Annotated in this window: 25 protein-coding genes and 1 pseudogene; 17 read left to right on the top strand and 9 right to left on the bottom strand. The window is 33.4% G+C overall.

Going from position 1 to position 26,267, the window contains the following annotated elements; all coding sequences use genetic code 11:
- The 8 genes and pseudogenes from ACZ098_RS10035 to ACZ098_RS10000 all read left to right on the top strand — a co-directional run bounded on the left by ACZ098_RS10035 (position 1) and on the right by ACZ098_RS10000 (position 9,210).
- Positions 1 to 561 carry a helix-turn-helix domain-containing protein gene (locus ACZ098_RS10035; RefSeq protein WP_026704792.1) on the top strand — a complete coding sequence of 187 codons (561 nt, stop codon included), beginning with the start codon at positions 1 to 3 and terminating at the stop codon, positions 559 to 561.
- A gap of 78 nt (positions 562 to 639) precedes the next feature.
- Entirely contained in the window at positions 640 to 3,177 is a 2,538-nt protein-coding gene (locus ACZ098_RS10030) for a heavy metal translocating P-type ATPase (protein WP_487311622.1), read from the top strand.
- Between the two features lie 18 nt (positions 3,178 to 3,195).
- Positions 3,196 to 3,534, top strand: a pseudogene (locus ACZ098_RS10025) (MerC domain-containing protein); the annotation flags it as partial.
- Positions 3,535 to 3,585: 51 nt separating this feature from the next.
- Complete coding sequence (locus ACZ098_RS10020) at positions 3,586 to 3,804, top strand: GDCCVxC domain-containing (seleno)protein (RefSeq protein WP_229658308.1); 219 nt, start codon at positions 3,586 to 3,588, stop codon at positions 3,802 to 3,804.
- A gap of 93 nt (positions 3,805 to 3,897) precedes the next feature.
- Complete coding sequence (locus ACZ098_RS10015; protein ID WP_487311621.1) at positions 3,898 to 4,770, top strand: DUF2911 domain-containing protein; 873 nt, start codon at positions 3,898 to 3,900, stop codon at positions 4,768 to 4,770.
- 36 nt (positions 4,771 to 4,806) lie between these two features.
- Complete coding sequence (locus tag ACZ098_RS10010) at positions 4,807 to 7,077, top strand: multicopper oxidase domain-containing protein (RefSeq protein ID WP_487311620.1); 2,271 nt, start codon at positions 4,807 to 4,809, stop codon at positions 7,075 to 7,077.
- A gap of 1,507 nt (positions 7,078 to 8,584) precedes the next feature.
- A complete protein-coding gene (locus ACZ098_RS10005) occupies positions 8,585 to 9,007 on the top strand; it encodes a DUF6943 family protein (RefSeq protein WP_487311619.1) in 423 nt (140 codons plus the stop codon).
- Positions 9,008 to 9,030: 23 nt separating this feature from the next.
- Positions 9,031 to 9,210: a hypothetical protein gene (locus tag ACZ098_RS10000; RefSeq protein ID WP_026704787.1), complete on the top strand. Its 180-nt coding sequence runs from the start codon at positions 9,031 to 9,033 to the stop codon at positions 9,208 to 9,210.
- A gap of 37 nt (positions 9,211 to 9,247) precedes the next feature.
- On the opposite strand, the gene ACZ098_RS09995 is transcribed toward ACZ098_RS10000, so the two are convergent.
- The 6 genes from ACZ098_RS09995 to ACZ098_RS09970 all read right to left on the bottom strand — a co-directional run bounded on the left by ACZ098_RS09995 (position 9,248) and on the right by ACZ098_RS09970 (position 11,873).
- Complete coding sequence (locus ACZ098_RS09995) at positions 9,248 to 9,754, bottom strand: class I SAM-dependent methyltransferase (RefSeq protein WP_169522871.1); 507 nt, start codon at positions 9,752 to 9,754, stop codon at positions 9,248 to 9,250.
- 90 nt (positions 9,755 to 9,844) lie between these two features.
- The gene (locus ACZ098_RS09990; protein WP_169628022.1) at positions 9,845 to 10,021 is read right to left on the bottom strand and encodes a hypothetical protein; all 177 of its coding nucleotides are present in this window, start codon (positions 10,019 to 10,021) and stop codon (positions 9,845 to 9,847) included.
- Positions 10,008 to 10,220 (bottom strand): hypothetical protein, encoded by a 213-nt coding sequence (locus ACZ098_RS09985; protein ID WP_487311618.1) that lies wholly within the window; start codon positions 10,218 to 10,220, stop codon positions 10,008 to 10,010. Before ACZ098_RS09985 ends, ACZ098_RS09990 begins: the two co-directional genes overlap by 14 nt.
- Positions 10,207 to 10,716, bottom strand: coding sequence for a hypothetical protein (locus ACZ098_RS09980; protein WP_487311617.1), 510 nt, complete (start codon positions 10,714 to 10,716; stop codon positions 10,207 to 10,209). Before ACZ098_RS09980 ends, ACZ098_RS09985 begins: the two co-directional genes overlap by 14 nt.
- A 3-nt stretch (positions 10,717 to 10,719) precedes the next feature.
- Positions 10,720 to 11,115, bottom strand: a complete 396-nt coding sequence (locus ACZ098_RS09975; RefSeq protein ID WP_487311616.1) for a DUF5675 family protein — start codon at positions 11,113 to 11,115, stop codon at positions 10,720 to 10,722.
- A complete protein-coding gene (locus tag ACZ098_RS09970) occupies positions 11,115 to 11,873 on the bottom strand; it encodes a hypothetical protein (protein WP_026704782.1) in 759 nt (252 codons plus the stop codon). The genes ACZ098_RS09975 and ACZ098_RS09970 overlap by 1 nt, the downstream gene beginning before the upstream one ends.
- A gap of 1,608 nt (positions 11,874 to 13,481) precedes the next feature.
- On the opposite strand from ACZ098_RS09970, the gene ACZ098_RS09965 reads away from it, so the two are divergent.
- The 4 genes from ACZ098_RS09965 (at position 13,482) to ACZ098_RS09950 (ending at position 16,828) form a co-directional block, all read left to right on the top strand.
- Positions 13,482 to 13,673: a hypothetical protein gene (locus tag ACZ098_RS09965; RefSeq protein ID WP_487311615.1), complete on the top strand. Its 192-nt coding sequence runs from the start codon at positions 13,482 to 13,484 to the stop codon at positions 13,671 to 13,673.
- A 243-nt stretch (positions 13,674 to 13,916) separates the two neighbouring features.
- Positions 13,917 to 15,074 carry a sensor histidine kinase gene (locus ACZ098_RS09960; protein WP_487311614.1) on the top strand — a complete coding sequence of 386 codons (1,158 nt, stop codon included), beginning with the start codon at positions 13,917 to 13,919 and terminating at the stop codon, positions 15,072 to 15,074.
- Positions 15,075 to 15,084: 10 nt separating this feature from the next.
- Entirely contained in the window at positions 15,085 to 15,525 is a 441-nt protein-coding gene (locus ACZ098_RS09955; protein WP_487311613.1) for a response regulator, read from the top strand.
- A gap of 58 nt (positions 15,526 to 15,583) precedes the next feature.
- Positions 15,584 to 16,828: a sensor histidine kinase gene (locus ACZ098_RS09950; protein ID WP_487311612.1), complete on the top strand. Its 1,245-nt coding sequence runs from the start codon at positions 15,584 to 15,586 to the stop codon at positions 16,826 to 16,828.
- Between the two features lie 73 nt (positions 16,829 to 16,901).
- On the opposite strand, the gene ACZ098_RS09945 is transcribed toward ACZ098_RS09950, so the two are convergent.
- Positions 16,902 to 17,300 carry an NUDIX hydrolase gene (locus ACZ098_RS09945; RefSeq protein ID WP_487311800.1) on the bottom strand — a complete coding sequence of 133 codons (399 nt, stop codon included), beginning with the start codon at positions 17,298 to 17,300 and terminating at the stop codon, positions 16,902 to 16,904.
- A gap of 269 nt (positions 17,301 to 17,569) precedes the next feature.
- Positions 17,570 to 17,938, bottom strand: a complete 369-nt coding sequence (locus ACZ098_RS09940; protein WP_487311611.1) for a winged helix-turn-helix transcriptional regulator — start codon at positions 17,936 to 17,938, stop codon at positions 17,570 to 17,572.
- A 122-nt stretch (positions 17,939 to 18,060) separates the two neighbouring features.
- Between ACZ098_RS09940 and ACZ098_RS09935 the strand changes: the two genes are divergently transcribed.
- Entirely contained in the window at positions 18,061 to 18,855 is a 795-nt protein-coding gene (locus ACZ098_RS09935; protein ID WP_487311610.1) for an SDR family oxidoreductase, read from the top strand.
- A 64-nt stretch (positions 18,856 to 18,919) separates the two neighbouring features.
- Here ACZ098_RS09935 and ACZ098_RS09930 read toward each other — a convergent pair whose 3' ends face one another.
- Entirely contained in the window at positions 18,920 to 19,063 is a 144-nt protein-coding gene (locus ACZ098_RS09930; RefSeq protein WP_487311609.1) for a hypothetical protein, read from the bottom strand.
- A gap of 21 nt (positions 19,064 to 19,084) precedes the next feature.
- Between ACZ098_RS09930 and ACZ098_RS09925 the strand changes: the two genes are divergently transcribed.
- The 4 genes from ACZ098_RS09925 (at position 19,085) to ACZ098_RS09910 (ending at position 25,992) form a co-directional block, all read left to right on the top strand.
- A complete protein-coding gene (locus tag ACZ098_RS09925; protein ID WP_487311608.1) occupies positions 19,085 to 19,402 on the top strand; it encodes a nuclear transport factor 2 family protein in 318 nt (105 codons plus the stop codon).
- Between the two features lie 919 nt (positions 19,403 to 20,321).
- Entirely contained in the window at positions 20,322 to 20,717 is a 396-nt protein-coding gene (locus ACZ098_RS09920) for a (deoxy)nucleoside triphosphate pyrophosphohydrolase (RefSeq protein ID WP_487311607.1), read from the top strand.
- A complete protein-coding gene (locus tag ACZ098_RS09915) occupies positions 20,710 to 24,162 on the top strand; it encodes a DUF3427 domain-containing protein (RefSeq protein WP_487311606.1) in 3,453 nt (1,150 codons plus the stop codon). Before ACZ098_RS09920 ends, ACZ098_RS09915 begins: the two co-directional genes overlap by 8 nt.
- 561 nt (positions 24,163 to 24,723) lie before the next feature.
- Positions 24,724 to 25,992 (top strand): DUF723 domain-containing protein, encoded by a 1,269-nt coding sequence (locus ACZ098_RS09910; RefSeq protein WP_487311605.1) that lies wholly within the window; start codon positions 24,724 to 24,726, stop codon positions 25,990 to 25,992.
- Positions 25,993 to 26,267 lie beyond the last annotated feature (275 nt).

Genomic DNA, 26,267 nt, shown 5'->3' with positions numbered 1-26,267 from the left:
ATGAAACTGTACATTAAAAATATGGTATGCAGCCGCTGCAAGATAGTAGTAAAATCTGTATTTGAAAATATGGGCATCAATCCTGTTTCAGTTGATTTAGGTGAAGTTGAATTGAAAAATGACATTCAGGAAATCCAAAAAAACGAATTATTAAAAAAGCTTCATGCTGTAGGCTTTGATTTGATTGATGATAGGAAAAGCAAAACTATCAATAAGATTAAAACATTGATTATTGATTTGGTTCAAAATAAAAACAATCATTTAAAAACAAATCTATCCGAGTTTCTATTCCAAGAGCTACACCAAGACTATAATACCTTGAGCAACCTCTTTTCCGAAGTAGAAAACACAACAATTGAAAAATACTTCATTAATCTGAAAATTGAGAAAGTAAAAGAGTTGATCATCTATGATGAATTATCCCTAAGCCAAATAGCTTACTCTTTAAACTATAGTAGCGTTTCACATTTAAGTAATCAATTCAAAAAAGTAACCGGCTTTTCACCAACACACTTTAAGAATATAAAAACCATTAAACGAAAGCAAATCGAAGACTTATAAATCTTGCAAATCAAACCCAAAATTTTGCAAATACAAAAAGCAGTTATGATAGAAATTTGTATTAAAATAATATAAAAAATGATACATACTTACAGCATTACCGGAATGACTTGCGATGGTTGTCGCTCTAAAGTCGAGAAAGCATTGAATACTATTGATGGTATTGAAGCAAAAGTTTCATTAAGCCCACCAGTGGCCATAATTACTATGGACAAACACATTCCAACATCAAAGTTGCAGGAAGCACTGACGACTGTTGGAAAATACACCATAGAAATGAGCAATGATAAAACTACAGAAGATACTACAACTAATGAATCCGCTGCAAAGTCATGTTGTTCTACTCATGAGCATAATTATAAAAAAGAGGCTGTTATACCAACCAACGCCGCTGGTAAATATTATTGCCCAATGCATTGCGAAGGCGAAAAAGTCTATGACAAAGCGGGCGATTGTCCTGTGTGTGGAATGGATCTAGTCAAAGCACCTGAACTAACCGTAAACAAGACACTATATACTTGTCCAATGCATCCCGAAGTAATTAGTGAAACTCCGGGTTCCTGTCCTATATGCGGTATGGATTTAGTACCAATGGAACCAAGCGAAAGCGAAGACCAAAGGACTTATAAAGATTTGGTTAAGAAAATGAAAATAGCAGTTGTGTTTACAGTTCCCATTTTCGCCATTGCCATGATTGAAATGGCACACAATAATCCTTTATTGCAACTAATGGATGCGGACAAATGGAACTGGGTACAGCTTATTTTATCTCTTCCTGTTGTTTTTTATGCCTGTTGGGTATTTTTTGTCCGCGCCTGGAAATCAATTATTACTTGGAATCTGAATATGTTCACACTCATCGGAATTGGAACGGGAGTGGCATTTTTATTTAGTTTAGTCGGAATGTTTTTTCCGGATATTTTTCCAAGTGAATTCAAAACAGAACACGGAACTGTATTATTATACTTTGAAGCAACAACAGTTATTCTGACTTTAGTTTTGTTAGGACAATTACTCGAAGCAAGGGCACACAGCCAAACCAGCGGAGCTATCAAAGAATTATTAAAACTTGCGCCAACTGAAGCTACTTTGGTTATTGATGGCGGTGATAAAGTAATATCAATCCACGACATCAAAAAAGGCGATTTATTGAGAGTAAAACCCGGAGATAAAATTCCTGTTGACGGTAAAATAACCGATGGGGAAAGCAGTATAGATGAAGCCATGATTACTGGTGAGCCAATACCGGTTGATAAAAAGAAAGGCGATAACGTAATTTCCGGAACAATAAACGGAAACAAATCATTTGTGATGATAGCCGAAAAAGTAGGTTCCGAAACCTTGCTATCTCAAATCGTGCAAATGGTAAATGATGCCAGTCGTTCACGAGCTCCAATTCAGAAATTAGCAGATAGTATCTCCAAGTACTTTGTGCCAATTGTGGTCATTATATCGGCAATAACCTTTTTTGTTTGGGCAAAATTTGGTCCCGAACCAGCATTGGTGTATGGCTTTATAAATGCTATTGCTGTATTAATTATAGCCTGTCCTTGTGCTCTGGGTCTGGCAACTCCCATGTCAGTAATGGTTGGTGTTGGCAAAGGAGCACAATCAGGCGTTTTGATAAAGAATGCTGAGGCTTTAGAGAACATGAATAAGGTTAATGTTTTAATTACCGATAAAACAGGAACCATCACCGAAGGAAAACCATCTGTCGAAAAAATTTATGCATCCAATAACAACGATAGTGACTTATTGCAAAGCATTGCTTCCTTAAACCAATATAGTGAACATCCATTGGCACAAGCTGTGGTAATTTATGCCAAAACAAAATCCATTTCTTTAATCGAAGTAAAAGATTTTGAAGCCGTTGCCGGAAAGGGTGTTATAGGAACAGTGACTAATAAAAAAGTGGCATTAGGCAATAAAAAACTAATGGAGCAAGTCAAGGCAACAGTTTCTGACGATTTAGAAAACAAAATAATTACCGAACAAAAATTAGGTAAAACGGTTTCATACATAGCCATTGATGGAGTTGCTGTTGGTTTTGTATCTATAACAGATGCTATTAAAACTTCTAGCAAAGAAGCCATAAAAGAATTAATGAGCCAGGGTGTCGAAGTAATCATGATGACTGGTGACAATGTCAATACAGCTAAAGCAGTTGCTGATGAATTGGGATTAAAAACCTATAAAGCTGGATGCTTACCCGAAGACAAACTCAAAGAAATTAAAAAATTGCAGGCAGAAGGCAAAATTGTAGCCATGGCTGGCGATGGTATAAATGATGCGCCGGCATTGGCACAAGCCAACATTGGAATAGCAATGGGAACAGGAACAGATGTCGCTATTGAAAGTGCCAAAATAACTCTGGTCAAAGGCGATTTACAGGGTATCGTAAAAGCCAAGAATTTAAGCCATGCTGTTATGAGAAATATTAAACAAAATCTATTTTTTGCCTTTTTCTATAATGTACTTGGTGTCCCAATTGCAGCTGGTGTGTTATATCCGGTTTTCGGAATTTTACTATCTCCTATGATTGCAGCTTTGGCAATGTCTTTCAGCTCCGTATCTGTTATTATCAATGCCTTGAGACTAAGAGGTTTAAAACTATAATAATTAACGATAACACGAATGAAACTAAAAAATAACATAGATAAATTAGGAACAATCGGGATGTTCTTTACAGCATTGCTTTCGCCTTGCTGTTTCCCTCTTTTTGCATTTGTAGCATCTGCTTTAGGTTTAGGTAGTTTTGAACTTTTTGGAGGTTGGACAATGTGGATTTTTCAAGGGATGGTCCTATTATCTTTAGTTGGCTTTTTTCTTTCCTATCGCCTGCATAGATGCCTATATCCTTTGTTGATAGCTATTCCAAGTACAATAATCATTTTTTACAGCTATTACTTTTGTAATAATGATTATCAGTCCTATTTTTTATATACTGGTATGTTCGGGCTTCTTATCGCTACAATAGTCAATTATCATAGAAACAAACTTCACTATGGCTGTAATACTTGCACGATGTACAACGGTAAATCAGTAGAACTGAAATCAAAAATAACATGTCCACATTGCGGTCACAAAAAAGAAGAAATGATGCCTACTGATGCTTGTCAATTCTTCTATGAATGCGAAAACTGTAAAAAAATAGTGAAACCTAAACAAGGTGATTGTTGTGTTTATTGCAGCTATGGCACTGTAAAATGTCCACCTATTCAATCAGGTGAAAAGTGCTGCTAAAAATAGTACAGGGCAGCATGCGGAAGCTAACAAAATGAAAGCTAAGCTTAAAGAATTAGATTAATATTCCAACATATTTAAAAATTAAAATAAATGAAAAAAAACATCCTATTAAGCTTTATGCTTTTGCAATCTGTAATACTGTCAGCACAAGACAAAGTTCAAATTAGAGTAACTGCAGCTAGCCCTGCAGCATCGTATGAGCAAGAAGTGGGTAGCGCAAAAATAAAAATTTCATATAGCAGACCTTTAGTCAGAGGACGAAAAATATTTGGGGAGTTAGTACCATTTGATAAACTTTGGCGAACAGGGGCAAGTGATTGTACAGTAATAACTACTTCCGAAGATATTTCATTTGGCAACAATGTATTAAAAACAGGTAGTTACTCAATATTCACAATTCCTTCAATCAATGAGTGGACTATAATTATCAACACAGATACTACTTTACATGGCGAAACCGGCTATGATGAAAAAAAGGATGTGATGCGTTTCAAAGTTCCTGTCGAAAAAAGCTCTAACTTCTATGAAACATTTACAATTGAATTAAATGACATCAATAGCAAAGGAGAAGCATTTCTAAAAATATTTTGGGAAAACACTATGGTCAAAATACCAATTAAAAGTAAAGAAGACGATACAATAGTAGCATTGATAGACCAACATATTATTAAAGGAAAAACTCAGGATGCTACTTTATTATTTCAGGCTGCTAATTATTATTACAGTACCAATAGAGATTTTAAACGAGCGATTGAATGGCTTTTAGAAGCAGAAAAATTAAAACCTGAAAATTTCTATTATCCAAATCTAACGCAAAAAATAGCATCCGAATTAAAGGATTATACCACTGCAATCGCAGCAGCAAAAAGAGCAATTACATTAGCCGATAAAGAGAAAATGAAAAAAAACATTGAAATATTGAATGATAAAATTATTGATTGGGAATTGCTGTTAAAAAAATAATATTTTAAAATCAAAATTAAAAAAAACACCTTTAAAATGGATATACAAAACATTCTTTCAAAAAAGATATTGCCGATAGTAGTACTGCTTTTGGCTACACAAACGCTATTTTCTCAAAACATCGTTCGCTACGATTTATACGTTCGAGATACTATTGTAAATTATTCCGGAAAAGAAAAAAGAGCCATTGCTGTTAATGGTCAAATTCCTATGCCTACGTTGACATTTACTGAAGGAGACATTGCTGAAGTTTATGTACACAACGAATTAAATGAGGACACTTCTTTACATTGGCACGGACTATTTTTGCCTAATAAAGAAGATGGTGTACCTAATTTAACACAAATGCCAATCAAACCTGGTACTACTCATAAATACACTTTTCCAATCATACAAAACGGAACACATTGGTATCATAGTCATTCTGGCTTACAAGAACAAATCGGAATGTATGGAATGTTCATCATGAATAAAAAACAAAATGATAAAACATTCCGAAAAGGAATTGATGATTTACCAACTGTTCCAGTTATTTTAAGTGAATGGACTGATTTAAAACCAGAAAACGTTCATAGAATGTTACACAATGCAACCGATTGGTTCGCCATCAAAAAAGGTACTACCCAAAGTTATGCAGAAGCTATAAAGCAAGGTCATTTCAAAACAAAAATTGCCAACGAGTGGAAGCGCATGAACGCAATGGATGTGAGCGATGTGTATTATGAAAAGTTTCTTATTAATGGTAAAAATGAAAATCAATTATCACAATTCAAAGGCGGTGATAAAGTTCGATTGCGAATAGCTAATGGCGGTGCTTCATCTTATTTTTGGCTAACTTATGCTGGAGGAAAGATTACTGTAGTTGCCAGTGATGGTAACGATGTTGAACCAGTTGAAGTAGATCGATTATTAATTGCGGTATCAGAAACCTATGATGTTATAGTTACAATTCCAGCCGATAATACTTCCTACGAATTTTTAGCAACTCCAGAAGATAGAACTAAATCAACTTCATTATACATTGGCAATGGCATCAAACAATTAATTGCTCCTTTACCTAAATTAAAATATTTTGAAGGTATGAAAATGATGAATGGCATGATGAAAATGAACGGCGACTTGGACGATATGGGAATGAGTATGTCCTTAAACCAAATGGATATGAATGTAGTAATGTATCCAGAAATAACTGGTGCTACAAATGCAAAAAACAAAGAAAATGAGAGTAGTATGGAAATGAAAAATGACCATTCCAACCATAATCAAAATCAATACAATGCCAATAAGCTATCTAGTATTACAACACTCAACTATGCAATGCTAAAAGCAACTGATAAAACGACATTACCCAAAGATGCACCAGTAAAAGAACTTCGTTTTGAGCTTACAGGAAATATGAACCGATACGTTTGGAGTTTAGACAATAAAGTAGTTTCTGAAACCGATAAAATACTTATAAAAAAAGGAGAAAATATTAGAATTACGCTTTACAACGGTTCCATGATGCGTCATCCAATGCACTTGCATGGTCATGATTTCAGAATTATTAATGGTCAAGAAGAGTTTGCGCCTTTAAAAAATGTAATGGATCTAATGCCAATGGAAACAAATATTATTGAATTCAATGCAAATGTTGAAGGCGATTGGTTTTTTCATTGTCATATTTTATACCACATGATGGCAGGTATGGGAAGAGTTTTTACCTACGAAAACCAAGCTCCAAATCCACTTATTCCAAATCCCAAATTAGCACAAAGAAAATTATTTGCCGATGATAGAGCTTTTCACATTATGGCTGAAAATGATTTTGCTACCAATGGAAATGATGGAATGGCGATGATCCAAAATACACGTTGGAGTTTAGGAGCAGAATGGCGATTAGGGTATAATGATATGCACGGCTATGAAGCAGAATTCCACTTAGGAAGATACATAGGAAAAATGCAGTGGTTAATGCCTTTCATTGGTTTCGATTGGCGTTACAGAAAAATGAACGGAGAAATCGAAAAAAATATTTTTGGACAAGAAAACACCAAAGATAAAAGAGCCGTTTTAAGTGCAGGAGTTAATTACACATTACCAATGCTCGTAATTGCTCAAGCAGAAGTTTTCCAAGATGGAAACGTAAGATTTCAGTTAATGCGTGAAGATATTCCAATTTCTAAACGATTAAGAATGGGATTTATGGTCAACACCGATACAGAGTTCATGCTTGATGCACGATATATCCTTAAAAGAAACCTTAGTGTAAGAACCCATTACGATAGCGACATGGGATTTGGTTTAGGATTAAATTTGAATTATTAAAAAATAAAATTTCAAAGTAATTATCTCATTCACCTGCACAAAAACCGTCTTTAGTCCAAGTATTCCTAAAGCCGCTTCTTTGTTTGCTTCATTTCGCTAATTTCATTTCTTAATAACGAGAACGTCTTTTTAGTTTAGTAGTAAATTGACGTTTTAGATTTTCAGTTGCCACTCCTTAGCCAACGCTCCAAAAAAAATTACTGGCACAGTTTTTAGAAAAAACACGTACACTTCGTGACTTGCGCCAGTAATTTTTTTCCCCTAGCTGTGTTACATAATTGAGTATTATAGTTCATCACAAAGCGTTGTTATTGTTTTTTTGGTTTTTGCAATGAAGCTATAATATCAACTATGTAAAACAGCCGCACAGCCAACGCGCTTGCCAGTGGCTCCAGGACAACATTTTTTGTAGCTAGAACATTGGTTTGATATATTCAACTAAGGTGTGCTACAAAAAATACCGTCCTTCTCCACTGTCTTAGAGAACATTTGCTATTTCATAGGATATTTTCGGTCACCATTGCTTTTATGAACGTTCTCTATAACTGTCTTTATCAACTTTGCGATTAAATAGGTAGTGTTTTCGTTGCTTTTGTGAGTAAAGAAAATGACTTAGTTATACTATTTTGCCTTTGGTTAAAGTCATTTTCTTTACCCACAAAACCAAAAATGCCAGCAAGAGTATCTTGTTTCATTTGCCAGAACATCCACAATCATTGTTTTCACGATAGCTTAATGCTATATCATTTCAAAAGAACCAATCTCTTATTCCGAATTACAATTCACTTTTACGGTAGCATCAAGCTATCATAAAAACAATCACAACCTCTACAGTAGCAAATAAAACAAGATACACTTGCCTGCGCTACTGCCTCATCGCACTAGGTAAGTAGTTGCATTGTTTTTTTGAGTATAGAAAATAGTTTATGTTAAATCGATTTGCCTATGGTAAAAACCATTTTCTATACCCAAAAAAATCAAATAGTAAGAAATGGTCACTAAGTACAATTCCAAGAAAAAAGACCATTACGTTTGACCATTAAAAACAATAAAAACTTCAAACGAAAGAGTATAAATTTTCAAAACAAAAAAATAATTGGTATGGAATTTTATTTCTTTTTTCTGTTTTGAAAATTTATACCCTTTCCGAGGACATCCACTATTCTTAACAACATCCCAAAATCAGTTTTAAATGGAACATTTTGGCTTTCGAGGAAAAATAAAAAAATAAATAAAAGAAAGTAAAGTTAAGTTCCGGTTTCAAGAAAAACAAGTTCAAGCCCTTCGGGTTTTAGAAAAAATCTCCACCCAAAACGGTTCGCAACAACATTTATTTCCGACTTCACCTCCACTTTTCCGATGATGTATCGGGTAGTATTTTTTCTAAAAAACTTGTTTTTCTTGAAACCTCCACTTGAAGGACGACTTTCTTTTTTTTCTTTTTTTCTTTTAAAAATTTTATGTGTGGCTTGTGGTAGCGAGGCACATCATCTAAAAAACCGAAAGTATGCCAAATTTCATTATCAAAACGCACCGAAAAGATACTGTTTACGCCAGACCATGCTTATTTATACTTAACAAAGGACTGAACAGCGGAAAGCCACAAAAAACACCATTTACTAACAGCTTTGTCGTGATTTTTCAAAACGAAGAAGATTGCGAAAATATCTTTTGGATAACTTACAGTCTTTGGCAGTCCAAATTTTGGCACAGAAACCTTTGTGGTTCGGTTATTCCGTTTCTAAGAATAGGTGATTTCATCAGAGAATTTTCTGCGAAAGCCGAAGAAATGTTACAAGATTTTGAGCAGCACAAAAAAGATGTTGAAGCACTTCGACTATTAGAATTAAAAGAAAAACAATTTCATCAAAACATTAATCTTATCAACGATTTGAAGCGAGTAATTCTGCATCGCTATCATAAAAAATGAAGTCTTATTTTAAATCGATAATCATGAAACTATTTATTTTGTATCAAACTGACAAATGGAAATCCAAAGCATCAAGAGTATGTTTTGGAATTTTCGACACCAGAGCCAAAGCAATCGATTGTGCCAAATGGCAAGAACTCTACAACTTTAATTCAGAAGTTGTGGTATTAGAAGTAACACTCAATTTATTTGAAGAGGTTTAAAAAATAAATGCCTAGTCAATATTGACTGGGCATTTTGCTACACATTAATAAAGTTTAAGTCATTCTTCAGATGAAGTTTCCATGTAAACCAGGATGTTTGAAACCAACTTCCTTTTTTTTCTTTGATAAAATTAAATCGCTTACTTGGTATCAAAACTTGAACTCTGTTTTTTTGGAACATTTCGCTTCGCTTTCTACCTTCTAATGTTGTTATAGGCAACAGCATCATAAAAGGTTTATCCAATTCAAAAGCACGTTTCAAGAATTGATCTTTCAAAGAATAAGGCGGATTTGTAATAATCAAATCATACTGTTGAGGTTCGTATTCAAAAAAATCTAAACCATCGTTTAAGTGTGATCTTATGACTTCAAAACCATTAGCTTTTAAAACATTGACAATTTCGCTATTCTCAATTGCGGTACATTCCCAAATTATTTTAACCCCATCTGGAATATAAGGAAGAATACATTCTACAGCTTCTTTAGGCGTATATAATTCATCAAAAGCACCTCTTTTTATATAATCTATTTTATTTTGTATCATACAAGTTATTTTTTAAATGAAAAAGCCCATTCCATCAGGTTTGGGCTTTCATTTGTTTAACCCAAAGGTCACCACAACTAGAGTTAAACTTTATTTTTTGTGCTTCTTATTTATGCTTTTAAGCAGTAATGAAATCGTAAAACTGACAATTGCTCCAACAGTAGCCAAGACAACCGTTTTTGCTATATCATCAGAAGTAAGATTAGGAACAATACTTAAAAACGTACCTCCAGCAGTTCCCATCAATGTGGGATTATTTGCTGTCATCAGTTGTAGTTAGCTGACTTGCAGCCGACAAAACTCCTCCAGCAACTGCCAAATAACCACCAATTGTAGTGACTACAACTGGTAACGCTATTGGAGCTGCTAAAATAGTTCCGCCAACACCAGCCAATGCCAAACCAACATTTCGAAGCACTTTAAAAAATTTCGGTATTGGTGCTTTTGCTCTTTTAATTAAACTCATGGCTCATTTTTTTAGGGTAACGATTAAACAATGTAGTAGTTGAACCTTTTCCACCACCACCAATGTCAGAACTATCTCGATGGCTTTCCCTTTTTATAATGACATTGTCTTTAGAGCCACCAATCTCTTTGGAAGTATAATTTCCTGTTGAGGTGTCTTTTCTTCCACCAATTTCATTGGTTTCAGTCGAGCTTCGTTGAAGTGTTCCACTCGAACTTTTCCCACCACCAATACTATCGCGGGATAGAATTGCACATTCACCTTTAATTCCTTTGCAACCTCCAATTTCTCCATCAGTACTTAATCCGCAAGTACATCTTGAAAAGCTTTCATCAAAATCTGACTTTAAATTAAACTCACTTTTTGGCAAAGTATCTGAATTAGATTGATCATCACAACTTGTGAAACCAATAGTCATTAATAAAACAAGCATTAACATTTTGATACTTCTAAAAATACGATTTGTTGAAGCAATAGCTCCTAATAAATTTTTCATCTTTTAAGATTTAATAATTAATAAAACTTTTTCTGTGCTATCTAAAGCACGGTACACCAAGTCTTTCAACTTGACAAATGCCTTTCTTGACATCAGACCTAAACCTGGTCCAGAAAGTTTTGTAATTGGAGCAATACAACCGTTTAATTCTTTTAAAGCATTATTGGCAGGATGAAATAGAATAAAATTTCTATCTTTCACATCAATCACTTCCAAATGCCATTTAAACTTCCGACTGTATCGCTTTCTAATAAAATACTTCCCTTCCGGAATGCAGGAAACCTTCGTTTCGTTAATCTTCCAAGGCAACTCAATTGTGTTACAAATTAATTTGCCATCGCATTCGAGTTTACCATTTGTTCCATCAGGGAAATAAGTTCTAGTGAGCAATAAGACCATTACACACCACTGTCAACCTTAGCAACAGATAATGGATTAAAAGCACCATTTTTCAACGGGTACATTGTTCCATTAATTTGTTGATAAAATTCAACTCCCAAAGCCAAAAACAAAGGTTTTGTACTAGCAGCTGTAACCGCATTCACTTGGTTAATAACCGCTGTTGGGGTTGCATCCCATGGCAAAATTGCCGTTTCAGAAGTAGCAACTACATACGTTTCAGCTTCAAAATCTACCTCGGCTCCGCCAGAGATAATCTTAAAGTGAGTAGTTCCACTTGGTGCAGCAATCATATTCGAAGGAATAAAAGAAGCAATATCAACTGATATTTCTCCAGCAACTCGGTCAATTGTTGCTACAAATGGCGCATACAAGCTAGTTCCTAGCTTACCGCGAATATTGAATTCAAAACCAAATAACAATTCAGCCTCTCCATCAATTACGTTACGCAAACCTCTATCACTCACTAAATCGGCTTGAATAACTTTAACCATAGCTTGGGTTAAACGACTTACCATTCTACCATCGGCAGAATTGATAAGTAATGGTCTCAGAGCAGTGCGCAAAAGCTTCCCAGCTTTTCCGGCTCTGCCAAACTCGGAGCCATTCTCACGAGTTCTTTGAAACGCTGGATCACTGGCAATTCTACTAGCGTCAATACCGCCTTTTTCTCTCGCCAAGTGTCCGTCTTGCGTTTTGTAAAAAGTAATATCACCGATAGTACCTTTTAGTTTAATTATGCCTTTCTGTCTAGCCATAATCTTTACAATTTTTGATTAATACTCATTTTCACAACTCACTTTCATTTCGTTAATCGTTGCAACTAAATCCCGAATGATTTACTCAAAGTTTCAATTATTAAAACCACATTTCAAACACTCTCATTTCTAAACCAAACAAAATCACACATAATCGACTATTATAATATGTTCTATTAATCAGAAATTACATAGATTTGTAGTAGATAGTAAAGCTTATTCAAAGCCTAGTCAAAGGCATAGATAAAGTATTAAATTATAGAAAAGTGATACCAAGCAGCACCAGGGTATGTATATATCCAAAAGATGTGCAGCGCATTATGGGAAAAGAATATGCTCAAGCAAGATTATATTTATTGAAGATTAAAAAGCACCTAAATAAAGAACCGCATCAGCTTATCTCTATTGAGGAATTTTGCGAGTATACAGGACTTAAAATAGAACATGTAGTGCGTTGCATAGTTGGATGAAAATTGAACGGCAAAAAGACTGCTAAACCATTGAAAATAAAAGAAACTAGTTCAAAAAATAGCATTGCTAATTTTGTTGATTAATGATAATTCATTATATTTGAATTGTCAAAAAGGTACAAATCGAATTAATCCATAAGGGGCACAATTCGGGGTACTTTAAAATAGTAAAATTGCAAGGTCAGTAATATCAAGACATACGAAAGCGGGTTGCAAACCCTCTTTCTCCGCAAAAGAAAACCGATTAGCTGTGCTAATCGGTTTTTTTATTTCAAAAAAATAACTCAAAAGCCTAGCTTTTGTAAGTTGTTTTTTTGAAATAAAAAAACAAATGATTATGCCAATAATCATTTAGGTTTTCTTTTGACCAGGATTCCCTTCTGGGAAAAACGAAGTTAATCCCTACTCTAGCTCCGAATGCCTCAGCCAATGTGAACCATAAAAACAAATGATTATGCCAATAATCATTTAGGTTTTCTTTTGACCAGGATTCCCTTCTGGGAACATCGAAGTTAATCCCTACTCTGGCTCCGAGTGCCTCAGCCAATGTGAACCATAAAAACAAATGATTATGCCAATAATCATTTAGGTTTTCTTTTGACCAGGATTCCCTTCTGGGAAAAACGAAGTTAATCCCTACTCTAGCTCCGAGTGCCTCAGCCAATGTGAAGCATAAAAACAAATGATTGTGTTAGCAATCATTTAAGTTTTTCTTTGATGAGGATTCCCTTCTGGGAATAACGATGTTAATCCCAAGCAAACTACGCTTTTTAACCAACTTTTTAAATTAAAATAGAAACCAAAAAACCTTTTGTGCCTTTTGTGTTAAAAAACCATCCTAACCATTCCAAGCAAATACCGCTTTTTAACCAACTTTTTAAATAAAAATAAACACCAAAAAACCTTTTGTGGCTTTGGTGTTTAAAAACCCATCCTGACCATCCCAAACAAAGCGCACAAACAAAAAAAGGTACACATATCGCATACCGCAATAGGCAATACGAAGATTTAAATTGAAATAAACCAATAGAAAATGTTTGTTATTTCAAACACAATAGCTAATCTAGTTCAGAATAACAAACATTTAGTACAAATGGGATAAAATAGCAAGTTGGTTCAAAAAAGATAAAAACGACCGATGATTTGGATTGCAGAGAAAGTAAATAGTTCTAGATCAACAGTGCATGTAATCGAAACTAGAAAACCGAGTGTTGCCATGAGAGCCTATTTTAAGGTACTCAGAGTAGTAGGTCTCCAAGATGATTTCTTAAAACTTACTATTCCTTTTTTAGGAATTAAAATTTCAAACGCTTTCACACCAACAATTTAAAATCGGGCTTCAATAGAAACAGTGGCCATTTCAAATAGAGTCACAAATCCACTTTGAATCCGCAATTATTCACTAACTTCGCAAACACCTCCTACTACAAAGTAGTTGCTGCATTACAAATAGTGTCGGATGAGCAACCCACAGAGTCGAATAGCTCAAATAAAAACAAATAAGTTTCTTAACAATAAAAACAGGCATTCTTTACTAAACTAGTGCCATTATTTTCAAATTCAGTTCGGTTTTATGAGTAAAAAAGTTGGAAACAAGAACCTAGAGGTAGTTGTAGATAGAAGCGAAATCATGAAAGAAATCCCCAAGGCGACGGCATTTACCTACGATAGTGAAAAAGAACAAAGTGCTGAGCAATTGCTTAAGGTCAACAAAGAACTTACACAGCAAAATCTGGAAAAAGAAAAACTGGAAGCTGCTCTAATAAGTGCCAACAAAGAATTACTATACCTGAATGCTGAAAAAGAAAAACGAGCTGCAGAATTAATCATTGCCAATAAAGAACTAGAATTTCAAAACGCTGAAAAAGAAAAGCGTGCAACCGAATTAATCATCGCCAATAATAAATTGGCTCGGGAAAACATTAGGAAAGCAAAGTTACAAGTTGAAAAAGAAAAGCGAGCTGCCGAATTGATAGCGACCAATAAAGAGCTTACCTACCAGGAAAACAGAAGTAGCGAATTGACACTTGCCAACATCGAACTCAAGAAAACACAAGAAGAATTAGGTGCTTTCTCCTATTCAGTCTCGCATGATTTACGTGCGCCCATTCGGGCAATAAACGGGTATACGCAAATTCTGATTGAGGACTATGCAGACGCTATTAACGAGGAAGGCAAAAAAGTACTTCAGGCAGTGCTTAACAATTCAAAAAAAATGGGAGTGCTAATTGATGATCTTCTTGCGTTCAGCAAATTGGGACGAAAGCAGGTAACAGAGACTGACATAAATATGAATAAGTTAGTCTATAGTGTTTTGGAAGAGGTAGTTAATGAACAGGAACATAACAAACCCATAGTTGAAATTACGGATCTTTTACCAGCAAGCGGAGACCAATCGTTGATTAAGCAAGTATGGATAAACTTACTATCAAATGCAATAAAATATTCAAAATACAAACCCGAAACCAGAATCAAAATTAGTTCCTCAGCAGAAAATGACAGTATTGTCTACTGTGTTCAAGATTGGGGTGCAGGCTTTGATATGGAATATTACGATAAACTCTTCGGTGTATTTCAAAGGCTACATTCACAAGAAGAGTTTGACGGAACTGGAATAGGACTAGCAATTGTACAAAAAATTATAAACCGCCACCACGGAGAGGTATGGGCAGAATCCAAATTAAGTAGTGGATCAAGCTTTTACTTCAGTTTATCCGCTGTTAAGCACTAAATAAATAAAAATGAATTACGACGATATTGAAATTTTGTTTGCCGAAGACAGTCCAGATGATGCGATGCTGACCATTCGTGCACTAACCAAAAGTGGCTTTACAAATAAACTTTTGCATGTTAAAGACGGTGCTGAGGCACTAGAATTTATATATTGCAAAGGAATCTATGCTAAAAGAAATCCAAATTCATACCCAAAACTATTGCTTCTTGACCTTAAGATGCCAAAAGTGTCGGGCATGCAAGTGCTGGAAAAAGTAAAAAGTGATCCTGATTTAAGAGCGATTCCTGTAGTAATACTAACCTCTTCTCAAGAAGATCCTGATATTGCCAAATGTTATGAATTGGGTGCCAACAGCTATATTGTGAAGCCCGTAGACAGTGACAAATTTTTCAATGCAATAAAAGAGATGGGAATGTATTGGATGATTTTAAGTCAACCGTCCTCGTAGGCATTCCTGCGGCAGAAAAAGCAAGACCACTATACAGCAAGCAAACTCGCAATTCTTTATGGAGAGAACAATAAAAATACTTTTACTTGAGGACAATCCAACGGATGCAGATTTATTAGTCAGGCAACTTACCAAAGCGGGAATGGATTTCCTAATCGAAGTTGTAGAGACTAAAAATAAGTATGTAGAAGTACTTGAATCATTTCTGCCAGACATCATACTATCAGATTATGCTATGCCTTCGTTCGATGCCATCGCAGCATTTCGCATTTTGCAACAAACTCATAATCCGATTCCATTCATAATCGTATCGGGCATTATAGGTGAAGAGAAAGCGGTAATGTTACTGAAAGAAGGTGTTACTGATTTTGCTTCAAAAAACAATCTGGCAGCGCTTCCTCAAAAAGTCAACCGTGCCATTAAGGAAGCAGAAGAAATACAAGAGAAAAAAGAAATTCTTGAAAGATTAAAAGAACAAACCGCAACGCTGCTTGTCGCAAACAAAGAGTTAATTTTTCAAAACAACGAAAAAGAAAAGCGAGCGGTCGAATTGTTGAATGCCAATAAAGAATTACTGGCCTTCAATTTCATTTCCAGTCATGATTTACAAGAACCATTGCGTAAAATTCAGACGTTCATTTCCGTCATACTGAATGATGAAAAAGAAAACTTGTCAGAAAAAAGTATAAAAAATCTCAATAAAATCCAGTCTTCAGCAACAAGAATGCGACGTCTTATAGACGATCTTCTCGCTTATTCTCACATAAAAACAGTAGACCGAAAATATGAATTTACCGACCTTCATCCAATCCTTGAAGAAGTTAAGTCCGAACTGAAAGATAATATAATCGAGAAAAATGCCACAATCATAGCAAATGACTTACTACCGGTTAACATCGTGGTGTTCCAATTCCGCCAGCTAATCCAAAATTTGGTAAGCAATGCCTTGAAGTACTCAAGTCCAGATAGAATACCAATTATCAGAATAGAAACGCGAATTGTAAAATGCAGTGATACCGCAACTCGAATAAGTAAGGCATTGCCACAAGATTGTGATTACTGGAACATGACCGTTACCGACAATGGAATCGGTTTCGAGGAACAATTTAATAAACGAATTTTTGTAATGTTTCAAAGATTGGTAACCAACGATAACTATGCTGGTACAGGTATTGGCTTAGCTATTGTAAAAAAAATTGTTGAAAACCACAACGGAATAGTCCTAGCACAGGGAGCAATTGATAAAGGTGCCACCTTTGAGGTCTACATCCCAATACTAGAAAATCAAAATAGAGCATCGTAATAAAATGACACTTATCAAAGTGCTTGAAACCACTATTGTGCGCTCGGCATTTATATTCAATTTCTAGTTTCATTTAGAGTAATAATCCGTTTTCTTTTAGGTGTTTAAAAATCAATTTGTCTACTTCCGAGATAAGGTCTAAATCTTTGTAATTTAACCATTTAAATTCTTCTATTTCATTATTGGCCTTCAGATTGCCATTAAAATTAGCTTTGTAACACGTCATTTTTACAAGCACTCCTTCAACAGCTCCGTCGGATTGAGCTTTAAACGTACCTACATATTCGATAGTTTCACTTAGTATTTCGACGCTCAATTCTTCTTTGATTTCTCTACTTAAAGTTTGTTCGTCCGTTTCACCATTTTCTCTTTTTCCTCCCGGAAGATAATAGTTACTTTTTCCTTTAGACTTTGTGCTTAAAATTTGACCGTTTTCAATTTTAATTAATGCAATTTTATCGATTTCTTTCATCATTCTTTTATCTTAATTGTAAATTTCAATTTTCTAGATTGCAACTTTCACGTTGCTAGTATTCCAGTTGCACATTTCGAATGCAGCACATAAAAGAATAATAAACCTATTTGTAAGTGTTTTTCCTTCGGTATCGTTAGCTGTATTGCAATTCGATTTTTGTAAAATGTAGTGCAATCCGTAATGTTCGTTTGAGCAACGATGGAAGTAATCAGTACAATATTGATACAAAAAAGGATAAATGTCTTTTTCATTAAGGAACTGCTTTTTTATTGCGTATTGGATTCCAAACGCTTCGATATTAAATAGCGCAAACGTTCCTCATGCGCATCACCCCAATTCCCTATTGCAGAAAGCACGGGTAGTAAGGTTTTTCCAAAATCGGTTAAAGAATATTCCACTTTTGGTGGAACTACGGGATAGATAATTTTTGAAACCAATTCGTGTTCTTCCAATTCTTTCAACTGAATGGTCAATACTCTTCGGGATGCATCAGGAATTTTGCGTTGCAATTCACTCGGACGTTGGTGTCCTTCATTAATAAACCACAGCAAACGCATTTTCCATTTGCCATACAACACCTCGCCTACCAAATCCAAACCACAATTTAAGTTGGGTACTGTTTTTCTTTCATACATAGTACAAAAATACAGCAATATTCTAAAACACCAACAGGTGAAAAATTTATCCCTACGTGAATCGTAATTCCGTAATTGACTGATGTACTTATATAAACCAAATTTGTACAAAAAAATAAACCATGGAAAACACGATCCAATACAACAACGAATTATCGGGAAAAATTGCCCTAGTTACAGGCGGTACCAAAGGAACAGGAAAAGCTATTGCAAACCGACTTGCCGCCGCAGGTGCGACTGTAATCAGTACGGCAAGAAACCAACCCGAAGAATCCAACAACAACATACACTTTATTGCAGCCGATTTAACAACCGCATCCGGCACCGAAAAAGTGTTCAATACAGTCGTACAGCAATTTGGAATCCTAGATATTTTAATTAATAACGTAGGCGGTTCAGAAACTCAAGGTGGCGGATTTGCGGCTTTGAATGATGCCGATTGGTTGCAATCCATTCAAAGTAATTTACTAGCACCGGTGCGGTTAGACCGTCATTTCTTGCCACTAATGATCCAGCAAAAAAGTGGTGTCATCATTCACCTAGCATCCATTCAAGGAAAGTTACCGTTGTATGAATCTACACTACCCTATGCGGCTGCAAAAGCGGGATTGATAAATTACAGTAAAAGTTTGTCCAATGAAGTAGCGCCAAAAGGTGTTCGGGTACTAACCGTTTCACCGGGTTGGATTAATACAACCGCTTCCAAAGCCATGATGGAACGCCTTGCGGAAAGTTCCAGTACATCAGTTGAAGAAGCAACAAAAAGTGTCATGAATGCCTTGGGCGGAATTCCTATGGGTCGTCCTGCAGAACCAGAAGAAGTAGCCGAACTCGTTGGCTTTTTAGTGTCGCCAAAAGCGCAGTATTTAACGGGAACCGAGTTTGTAATTGATGGCGGAACAATCCCAACAATCTAATAATCGATTAATCCAACAATCTAACAATCCAAAAATCTAACTATCCAACAATCCAAAAATCCAACTATCCAAAAATCCAACTATCCAAAAATCCAACAATCCAAAAATCCAAAAATCCAACAATCCAAGAATCCAACAATCCAAGAATCCAAGAATCCAACAATCCAATAATCCAAAAATCTAACAATCCAAAAATCCAAAAATCCAACAATCCAATAATCGTAAAAAAATGAAAAATCTACCCAAAGTAATTGCCGACCTAGTTCGAGCACAAGACCAATTTGACAGCGAAGCCTATGCCAACTGCTTTACCGAATCGGCAGTAGTAGTCGATGAAGGAAAAACACATACCGGAAAAACCGCTATTGGCAATTGGATTGAAAAAGCCAACACAACCTACCAAGTTAACATGAAACCGATTGCCTATTCGGAAGCTACACAAACATTGCAGGCGCAAATTTCGGGTTCGTTTCCAGGTAGCCCACTAGTACTAACTTATGAATTTGACATTGTTCAAGAGCAAATTCAAAGTCTAAAAATAGGCTAAAAACAGCAAACCCAGTTGTATTCAAAAGAGCTGGTGCTAGAACATTGGCTCTTTAAATCAATTCAACAGTCACTTCGAGTGATTTTGTGGAATGAAATGGAGCAAAATTGACCCGAGGCTTGCCGTACTGAGCGAAGCTAATCGAGAACTTTTGTGCACTAATTTCTTTTCACTATTACCGTCACTTCGTGTGATTTTGTAGAATGAAATAGAGCAAAATTGACCCGAGGCTTGCCGAACTGAGCGAAGCTAATCGAGAACTTTTGTGCACTAAATTTCTTTTTACTACTACCGTCACTTCGAGTGATTTTATGCTTTAAAAACGATAGTTTTTAAAATGTAAAATTATATCGAGAACTTTGATGCACTATCCTTCTTTACACTACTACCGTCACTTCGAGTGATTTTTAAAAGAAAAAAGGCTACTTTTTACTTTTAAAAATTGACCCGAGGCTTGCCGAACTGAGCGAAGCTAATCGAGAACTATTAAACAAAAAAAGTTAAAAGCTATTGTTAGTAGCTGCAATCCACCAAAGTTTTGAAAAAACAAGTTATCTCTTACATGAAAAATTCTTAGGTACACTTTCCTTTTTCAAATGATTTCTATCGTTCTTCACCTTTAGAAAGAGTAAAATTTTGTACTCTACTATACCTATTTTTTCTTGAAATCATAACTTTTTTAATAAATAACACCAAAATGCGGAAAACCGTAAAGTAAATTTATTTAAAGAATTTACATTTGTTACTTTTTAGATGTAGAAACATACTATCCATTTGACAGAATTATTAAGAATTTTCAACTTTATAATATTTTTTTGTCTGATGTATTATTTATAAGTTTGGGACTGCGGGAGATTTTAATTAATTCTCTAACGATTTAAATAAAAAAAGTAAAAGTTAACTCTCAAAAATAAAATTAATGAAAAAGATTGAGGTTGTTGCAGCAATTATATTTCATGAGGATAAAATATTATGTGTCCAAAGAGGACTTAATAAATTAGACTACATTTCTAAAAAATATGAATTTCCTGGTGGTAAAATGGAAATTGGCGAAACGAAAGAGCAAACAATTAAAAGAGAAATATTTGAAGAATTAAAAATGAAGATTAAAGTTAAGGATGAGTTTATGACTGTAAATTATCAATATCCTGATTTTCATTTAACGATGCATAGCTTTATTTGTGAGTGTGAAAATAAAGAACTGACATTGACAGAGCATATTAACTTTCAATGGTTGAAAAAAGAAGAATTAATAAACTTAGACTGGGCTGCTGCTGATGTACCAATAATGGAAAAATTAATAATGAATGGATAAGTTAATTAAAATATTTAATTCTAGCTTACAGACTGGTTTTATTGATAAAAATAATATATCTGACGTTGCATTTCAACCTGAATTGCTTATAAATCAAAAGAATCCACCCAAAAAAATTCTTTCAACTATACTACACGAGCTTGAAAATTGTAATTATTTTTATATATCTGTAGCATTTGTTACTACGAGTGGTGTCGCTACTATTATCAACAAATTAAAAGAATTAGAAAATCGCGGTATAAAAGGCGAAATTTTAGTTTCTCAATACTTAAACTTTACTCAACCTGAAGCACTTAAGAGATTATTACAATTCAAAAACATAGACTTAAGAATTACTACAATCGGAAACGCTCATGCTAAAGGATATATCTTTAAAAACAAAGAACATTACAATCTAATTATTGGAAGTAGTAACTTAACGGATAGTGCCTTATCAACAAATAAAGAATGGAATATTAAAGTCTCTGCATTAGATGATAGTGGCATTGTTGAAAAAGTAATCAATGAATTTCAATCAGATTTTAAGAAAGCTACACCTGTAACGAATGATTTTTTATTGCATTACAAAGAAATTTATCAGAATCAATTTCTACTAAATAAGGAAAACTTTAATAATAGTTTTATTGCTTCTCAAACAATAATTACTCCAAATTCAATGCAAATAGAAGCACTGGAAAATTTAAAAAAATTACGAGAAGATAAAAAGAATAAAGCTTTAATTATTTCTGCTACAGGTACAGGTAAAACTTATCTTTCGGCTTTTGATGCAAAAGCTTTCAAACCTAAGAAATTATTATTTGTTGTACATAGATTAAGAATTGCAAAAGACTCTTTAAAAACATTTCAAAAAGTTTTTGGAAAAAATAAAACTATGGGGCTTTACTCTGGTGAAAAAAGAGATTTAGATTGTGATTTTGTTTTTTCAACAATACAAACAATTTCAAAATCAACACACTTAGAAAACTTCTCAAAAGAACACTTTGATTATATAATCATTGATGAAACTCATAGGTCTGGTGCGGACTCTTATTTACGTTTATTAGATTATTTTGAACCTAAATTTCTTTTAGGAATGACCGCTACACCTGAAAGAACTGATGGAAATGATATTTTTCAATTATTCGATCATAATATTGCCTATGAGATTAGATTAAATAGAGCAATGGAGGAAGAAATGTTAAGCACATTTCATTACTATGGAGTAACTGATTTATTAATTGATAATAAAGAGATTGACAATAAATCAGATTTTAATTTATTAATATCAAGTGAAAGAGTTAACAGAATAATTGAGCAAGCATCTTTTTATGGAAGTGACAATGGAATAACTAGAGGCTTAATATTTTGTTCAAGAAAAAAAGAAGCAATTGAATTATCTGCATTATTCAATTTGAAAGGGTTTAAAACAGTTGCATTAACTGGAGATAGCACTGAGGATGAAAGAGCTAAATCTATTGAAAAATTAGAGACTGATAATCTAAGTGAAAAACTTGATTATATTTTTACAGTTGACATTTTCAACGAAGGAATTGATATTCCAAAAATCAATCAGATTATTATGCTCCGTCCTACAGATTCTGCAATTATTTTTATCCAGCAGTTAGGTAGAGGGTTAAGAAAAGTTGATGGAAAAAGTTATGTAACTGTTATCGACTTTATTGGAAATTATGAAAATAATTATCTAATTCCTGTTGCATTATATGGTGATACTTCTTACAATAAGGATACTTTAAGAAAGTTAATTACAGAAGGTAGTAGAATGATTCCTGGCGCTTCGACAATCAATTTTGATGAGATTACAAAAGAAAAAATATTCCAATCTATTGATTCTGCTAACATGCAATTGTTTGCTGATTTAAAGAATGATTATAATCTTTTGAAATACAAGCTTGGTAGAATTCCACTGATGATGGATTTTATTGAACATGGTTCTAGAGATCCATTTTTATATGTAAATTATGCAGATTCATTTTATAATTTCATTATTAAAGTTGAAAAACAATTTAAATCTGATTTATCTACAAAACAAATTAAACTATTAGAATTATTTTCAAAGGAAATAAATAATTCTAAAAGGGTTGAAGAAAGTTTAATTATAAAACTATTAATTGAATATGGTAAACTATCTATAAAAGATTTAAAACAAGAAGTTTTAAAAAAATTTAAATATTCAATTTCTGATGAAACAATTAAATCTTGTGTTTCTAATTTAAATTTTGAGTTTATTAGAGAGAAAAAAGAAAAAAAATTACTTTCAGTAAAAGAAATTTACAATTTAGATATTATAAAATTAGAAAATGAATATTTTGTGTTTTCAAATATATTTCTTTCCTATTTGAAACAAGAAACTTTTAAAACATTTCTAGCTGATTCAACTAATTACTCTATTCATGAATTTAACAGACAATTTGTGCCTGAAAATTGGCAGGATGGATTTATACTTTATCGCAAATACTCACGTAAAGATGTATTTAGAATATTGAATGTTACTGAAAATCCTGTAGCGCAAAACGTAGGTGGTTACCTTGTTAGTAAAGATAATAGTCATTGTCCTATTTTTGTTAACTATCATAAAGAAGAAGATATATCAGAATCTACAAAATATGAAGATAAATTTGTAAATACTAAAGAATTTGATTGGATGTCTAAATCAAATAGAAAGATAAATAGTAAGGATGTTCAATCTATTTTAGGCAAAAATGGAGCAATTAGACTTCCTCTCTTTATCAAAAAAAATTATGATGAAGGAATGGATTTTTATTACATGGGTGAAGTAAACCCTAATTTGAATCAAATTGAAGAAACCACTATGGGTAGTGATAGTGGCAAACAGGTCTCAGTTGTAAAAATTCGTTTCAGTTTGACAAGTCCTGTTTCTACTTCAATGTACAACTATTTGGACGAAAATGTCATTGTTAAAGATAAAAAGACAAAAATGAAAGACGGCATTGTTCAAGTTCAAAACACAATAAATTCTGAACCATTATTATTAAACCCAATACCATTATATAATTTTTATGCAGCTGCTGGTACCTTTAGTGAAATGCAGTCAGAAAAAGATTTTACTTTAATTGAAGCACCTAAAAACATCAAACAAGATAGCAGTTATTTTGCTTGTAAAATTATTGGAGAATCAATGAACAAAACAATTCCAAATGGCTCGATTTGTTTATTCAAAACATACGCTGGTGGAAGTAGAAATGGAAAGATAGTTTTAGTTGAAAATTTTGACATTCTAGATCAAGATTTCAATTCTGCTTTTACAATTAAAACATACTCAAGTGAAAAAAATGTAACCGAAGAAGGTTGGAAACACACTTCAATTGTTTTAAGACCAAATTCATTTGATAGTTCTTACAAGGATATTTTTATAAATGAGGAAAATGGAACACAAATGAGAATTGTTGGAGAGTTTGTCTCAATTATTTCTATAAATTTAGAATAATTGTGTTAATACTTCAATAATTACTACTGAAGATTAATAATCAAAAAAAGTTAATAGTCAGTGATTCAGGCTTTGTGTTTCTAAATTTAGGGTGTTTGTACATTTAGCGTAATTTATACAAACTAAAAAAGTGCTAATTTTCGGAATTCTTTTTGTCAAAAAATCGATTTTGTAACCTGTACAATATGACTATCTAAAAAATAAAATTGCCTCATTACAATTTTTATCTATTAATCTTTGAATTTCATTTAATTAAATAACATTGGCATTATCTTTTGACTAATAGTCATCCGTGATTGGGTTTCCTAAACGTTGTGTTTCAGATTTTTGATTCTTTTGGAGTTGCAATATTGTCCCGTTTTTCCCTAATGAGTAAAGCTTACAAAATTCATTTTCCTAATAATTTTATATATTAGCTAATTAATATTTTTGTCTTTAGACTAATTTTCAAAAAAACTATAAGTCTTATCTAATATACCCTTTAAATTGTTTTGAAAAAGCAGTTCATTTTTTAAATGAGAAACTAGCTGTTACAAATAATTATAATATTGAATTGAACTGATGAGTAAAAATATTCAAAATAGAACTTCTGAATTTATTGTAAAATCAATCAAAATACATGGTGAAAAATTTGATTACTCTAAAGTAGAATATAATGGTAGCCATTCTAAAGTCTCTATCATTTGTCAAGAGCACGGAGAGTTTTATCAGTCACCAACAAATCATCTATCTGGAAATGGATGTCCAGAATGTGCGAGGAAATACAAACGAGGAAAGTACAGATTAACAACCTTAGAATCATTTCTTAGACAAGCTAAGGAAATACATCAAAATAAATATGATTATTCTAAAGTAGAATGGAAAAATACAAGCACTAAAATTTCTATTATCTGCCCTCTCCATGGTGAGTTTAAACAAATACCCCAAAATCATATAAGACTTAAATGCGGTTGTAGGAAGTGTGGGAGAGAAATAGCTAAAGCAAAGATCCAGAAATACAGTATAACCTATTTTATTGAAAAAGCAAAAATAATTCATGGTAATAAATTTGATTACTCTAAAGTTCAGTGTTTTAATGCAACTGACAAAGTAACAATTATTTGCTCTACTCATGGAACATTTTCGCAAATTGCTAACCAACATTTACAAGGTGGTGGCTGCTCTAAATGCAACTTTGACCAAATGGCGAAAGATAGATCAATGGGTAAAGAGCTTTTTATTAACAAAGCAAAAGAGTTGTTCGGTGAGAAGTATGATTATTCTAAAGTAGAATACAGTAATGGACAGAAAAATGTAAGTCTTATCTGTTCAGTACATGGCGTTTTTGAGGTAACTCCGAATAATCATTTATCTAAAAAAAGCGGCTGCCCTATTTGCAATGAATCTAAGTTAGAAAGAGAGCTTGCTTCAATTTTGGATAAACAAAATGTAAAATATGAAAGGCAAAAAAAATTTAAATGGTTAGGAAGGCAATCATTCGATTTTTATTTACCAGAACATTGTATTGCAATTGAATGTCAAGGACTTCAACATTTTAAACCAGTCGATTTTGCAGGAAAAGGAGAAAAATGGGCTAATAATTCATTTAAAAATATTAAAGAAAGAGATGATCTAAAACTGAAAATATGTTTAGCTAACAATATAGAAATGCTTTATGTTATCGACAATGAAAAATTTCTTGATGATGTATATCATATTGATACTGTAGAACCATTTTCAGGTAATGTAAAATATAAAATCATAAAGTTAAATTATTTAGAGAACTACGTAAAACATATAGTTGACAACTTAATTTTTTTTAAAAATATATCAAAATGCGGAAAACCGTAAAATAGTATGATATTGCTTTTTTACCTTTGAAAAAACACGTAAAACTACCTGTATGATTCTTGTTAAAGTTATTTATATTTGGTAGGTTTGGAAAAGATTATATCGACATGAAATTAATTAATCCTTTATATCTTGATAATGTATCAACCACTAAGGTAAATGAGTAAGTAGTAGCAGAAATGCTACCCCATTTTACTGAAATATATGGTAACGCTTCGAGTAATCATGATTTTGGAAAACAAGCAAAGAAGACTAATGATGTGTCTAGAAAATAA

This window comes from Flavobacterium sp. SP2 (genome assembly GCF_057626655.1).
Note: the sequence above shows the minus strand (reverse complement) of the source record. Positions and strands in the feature narration are given on the sequence as shown.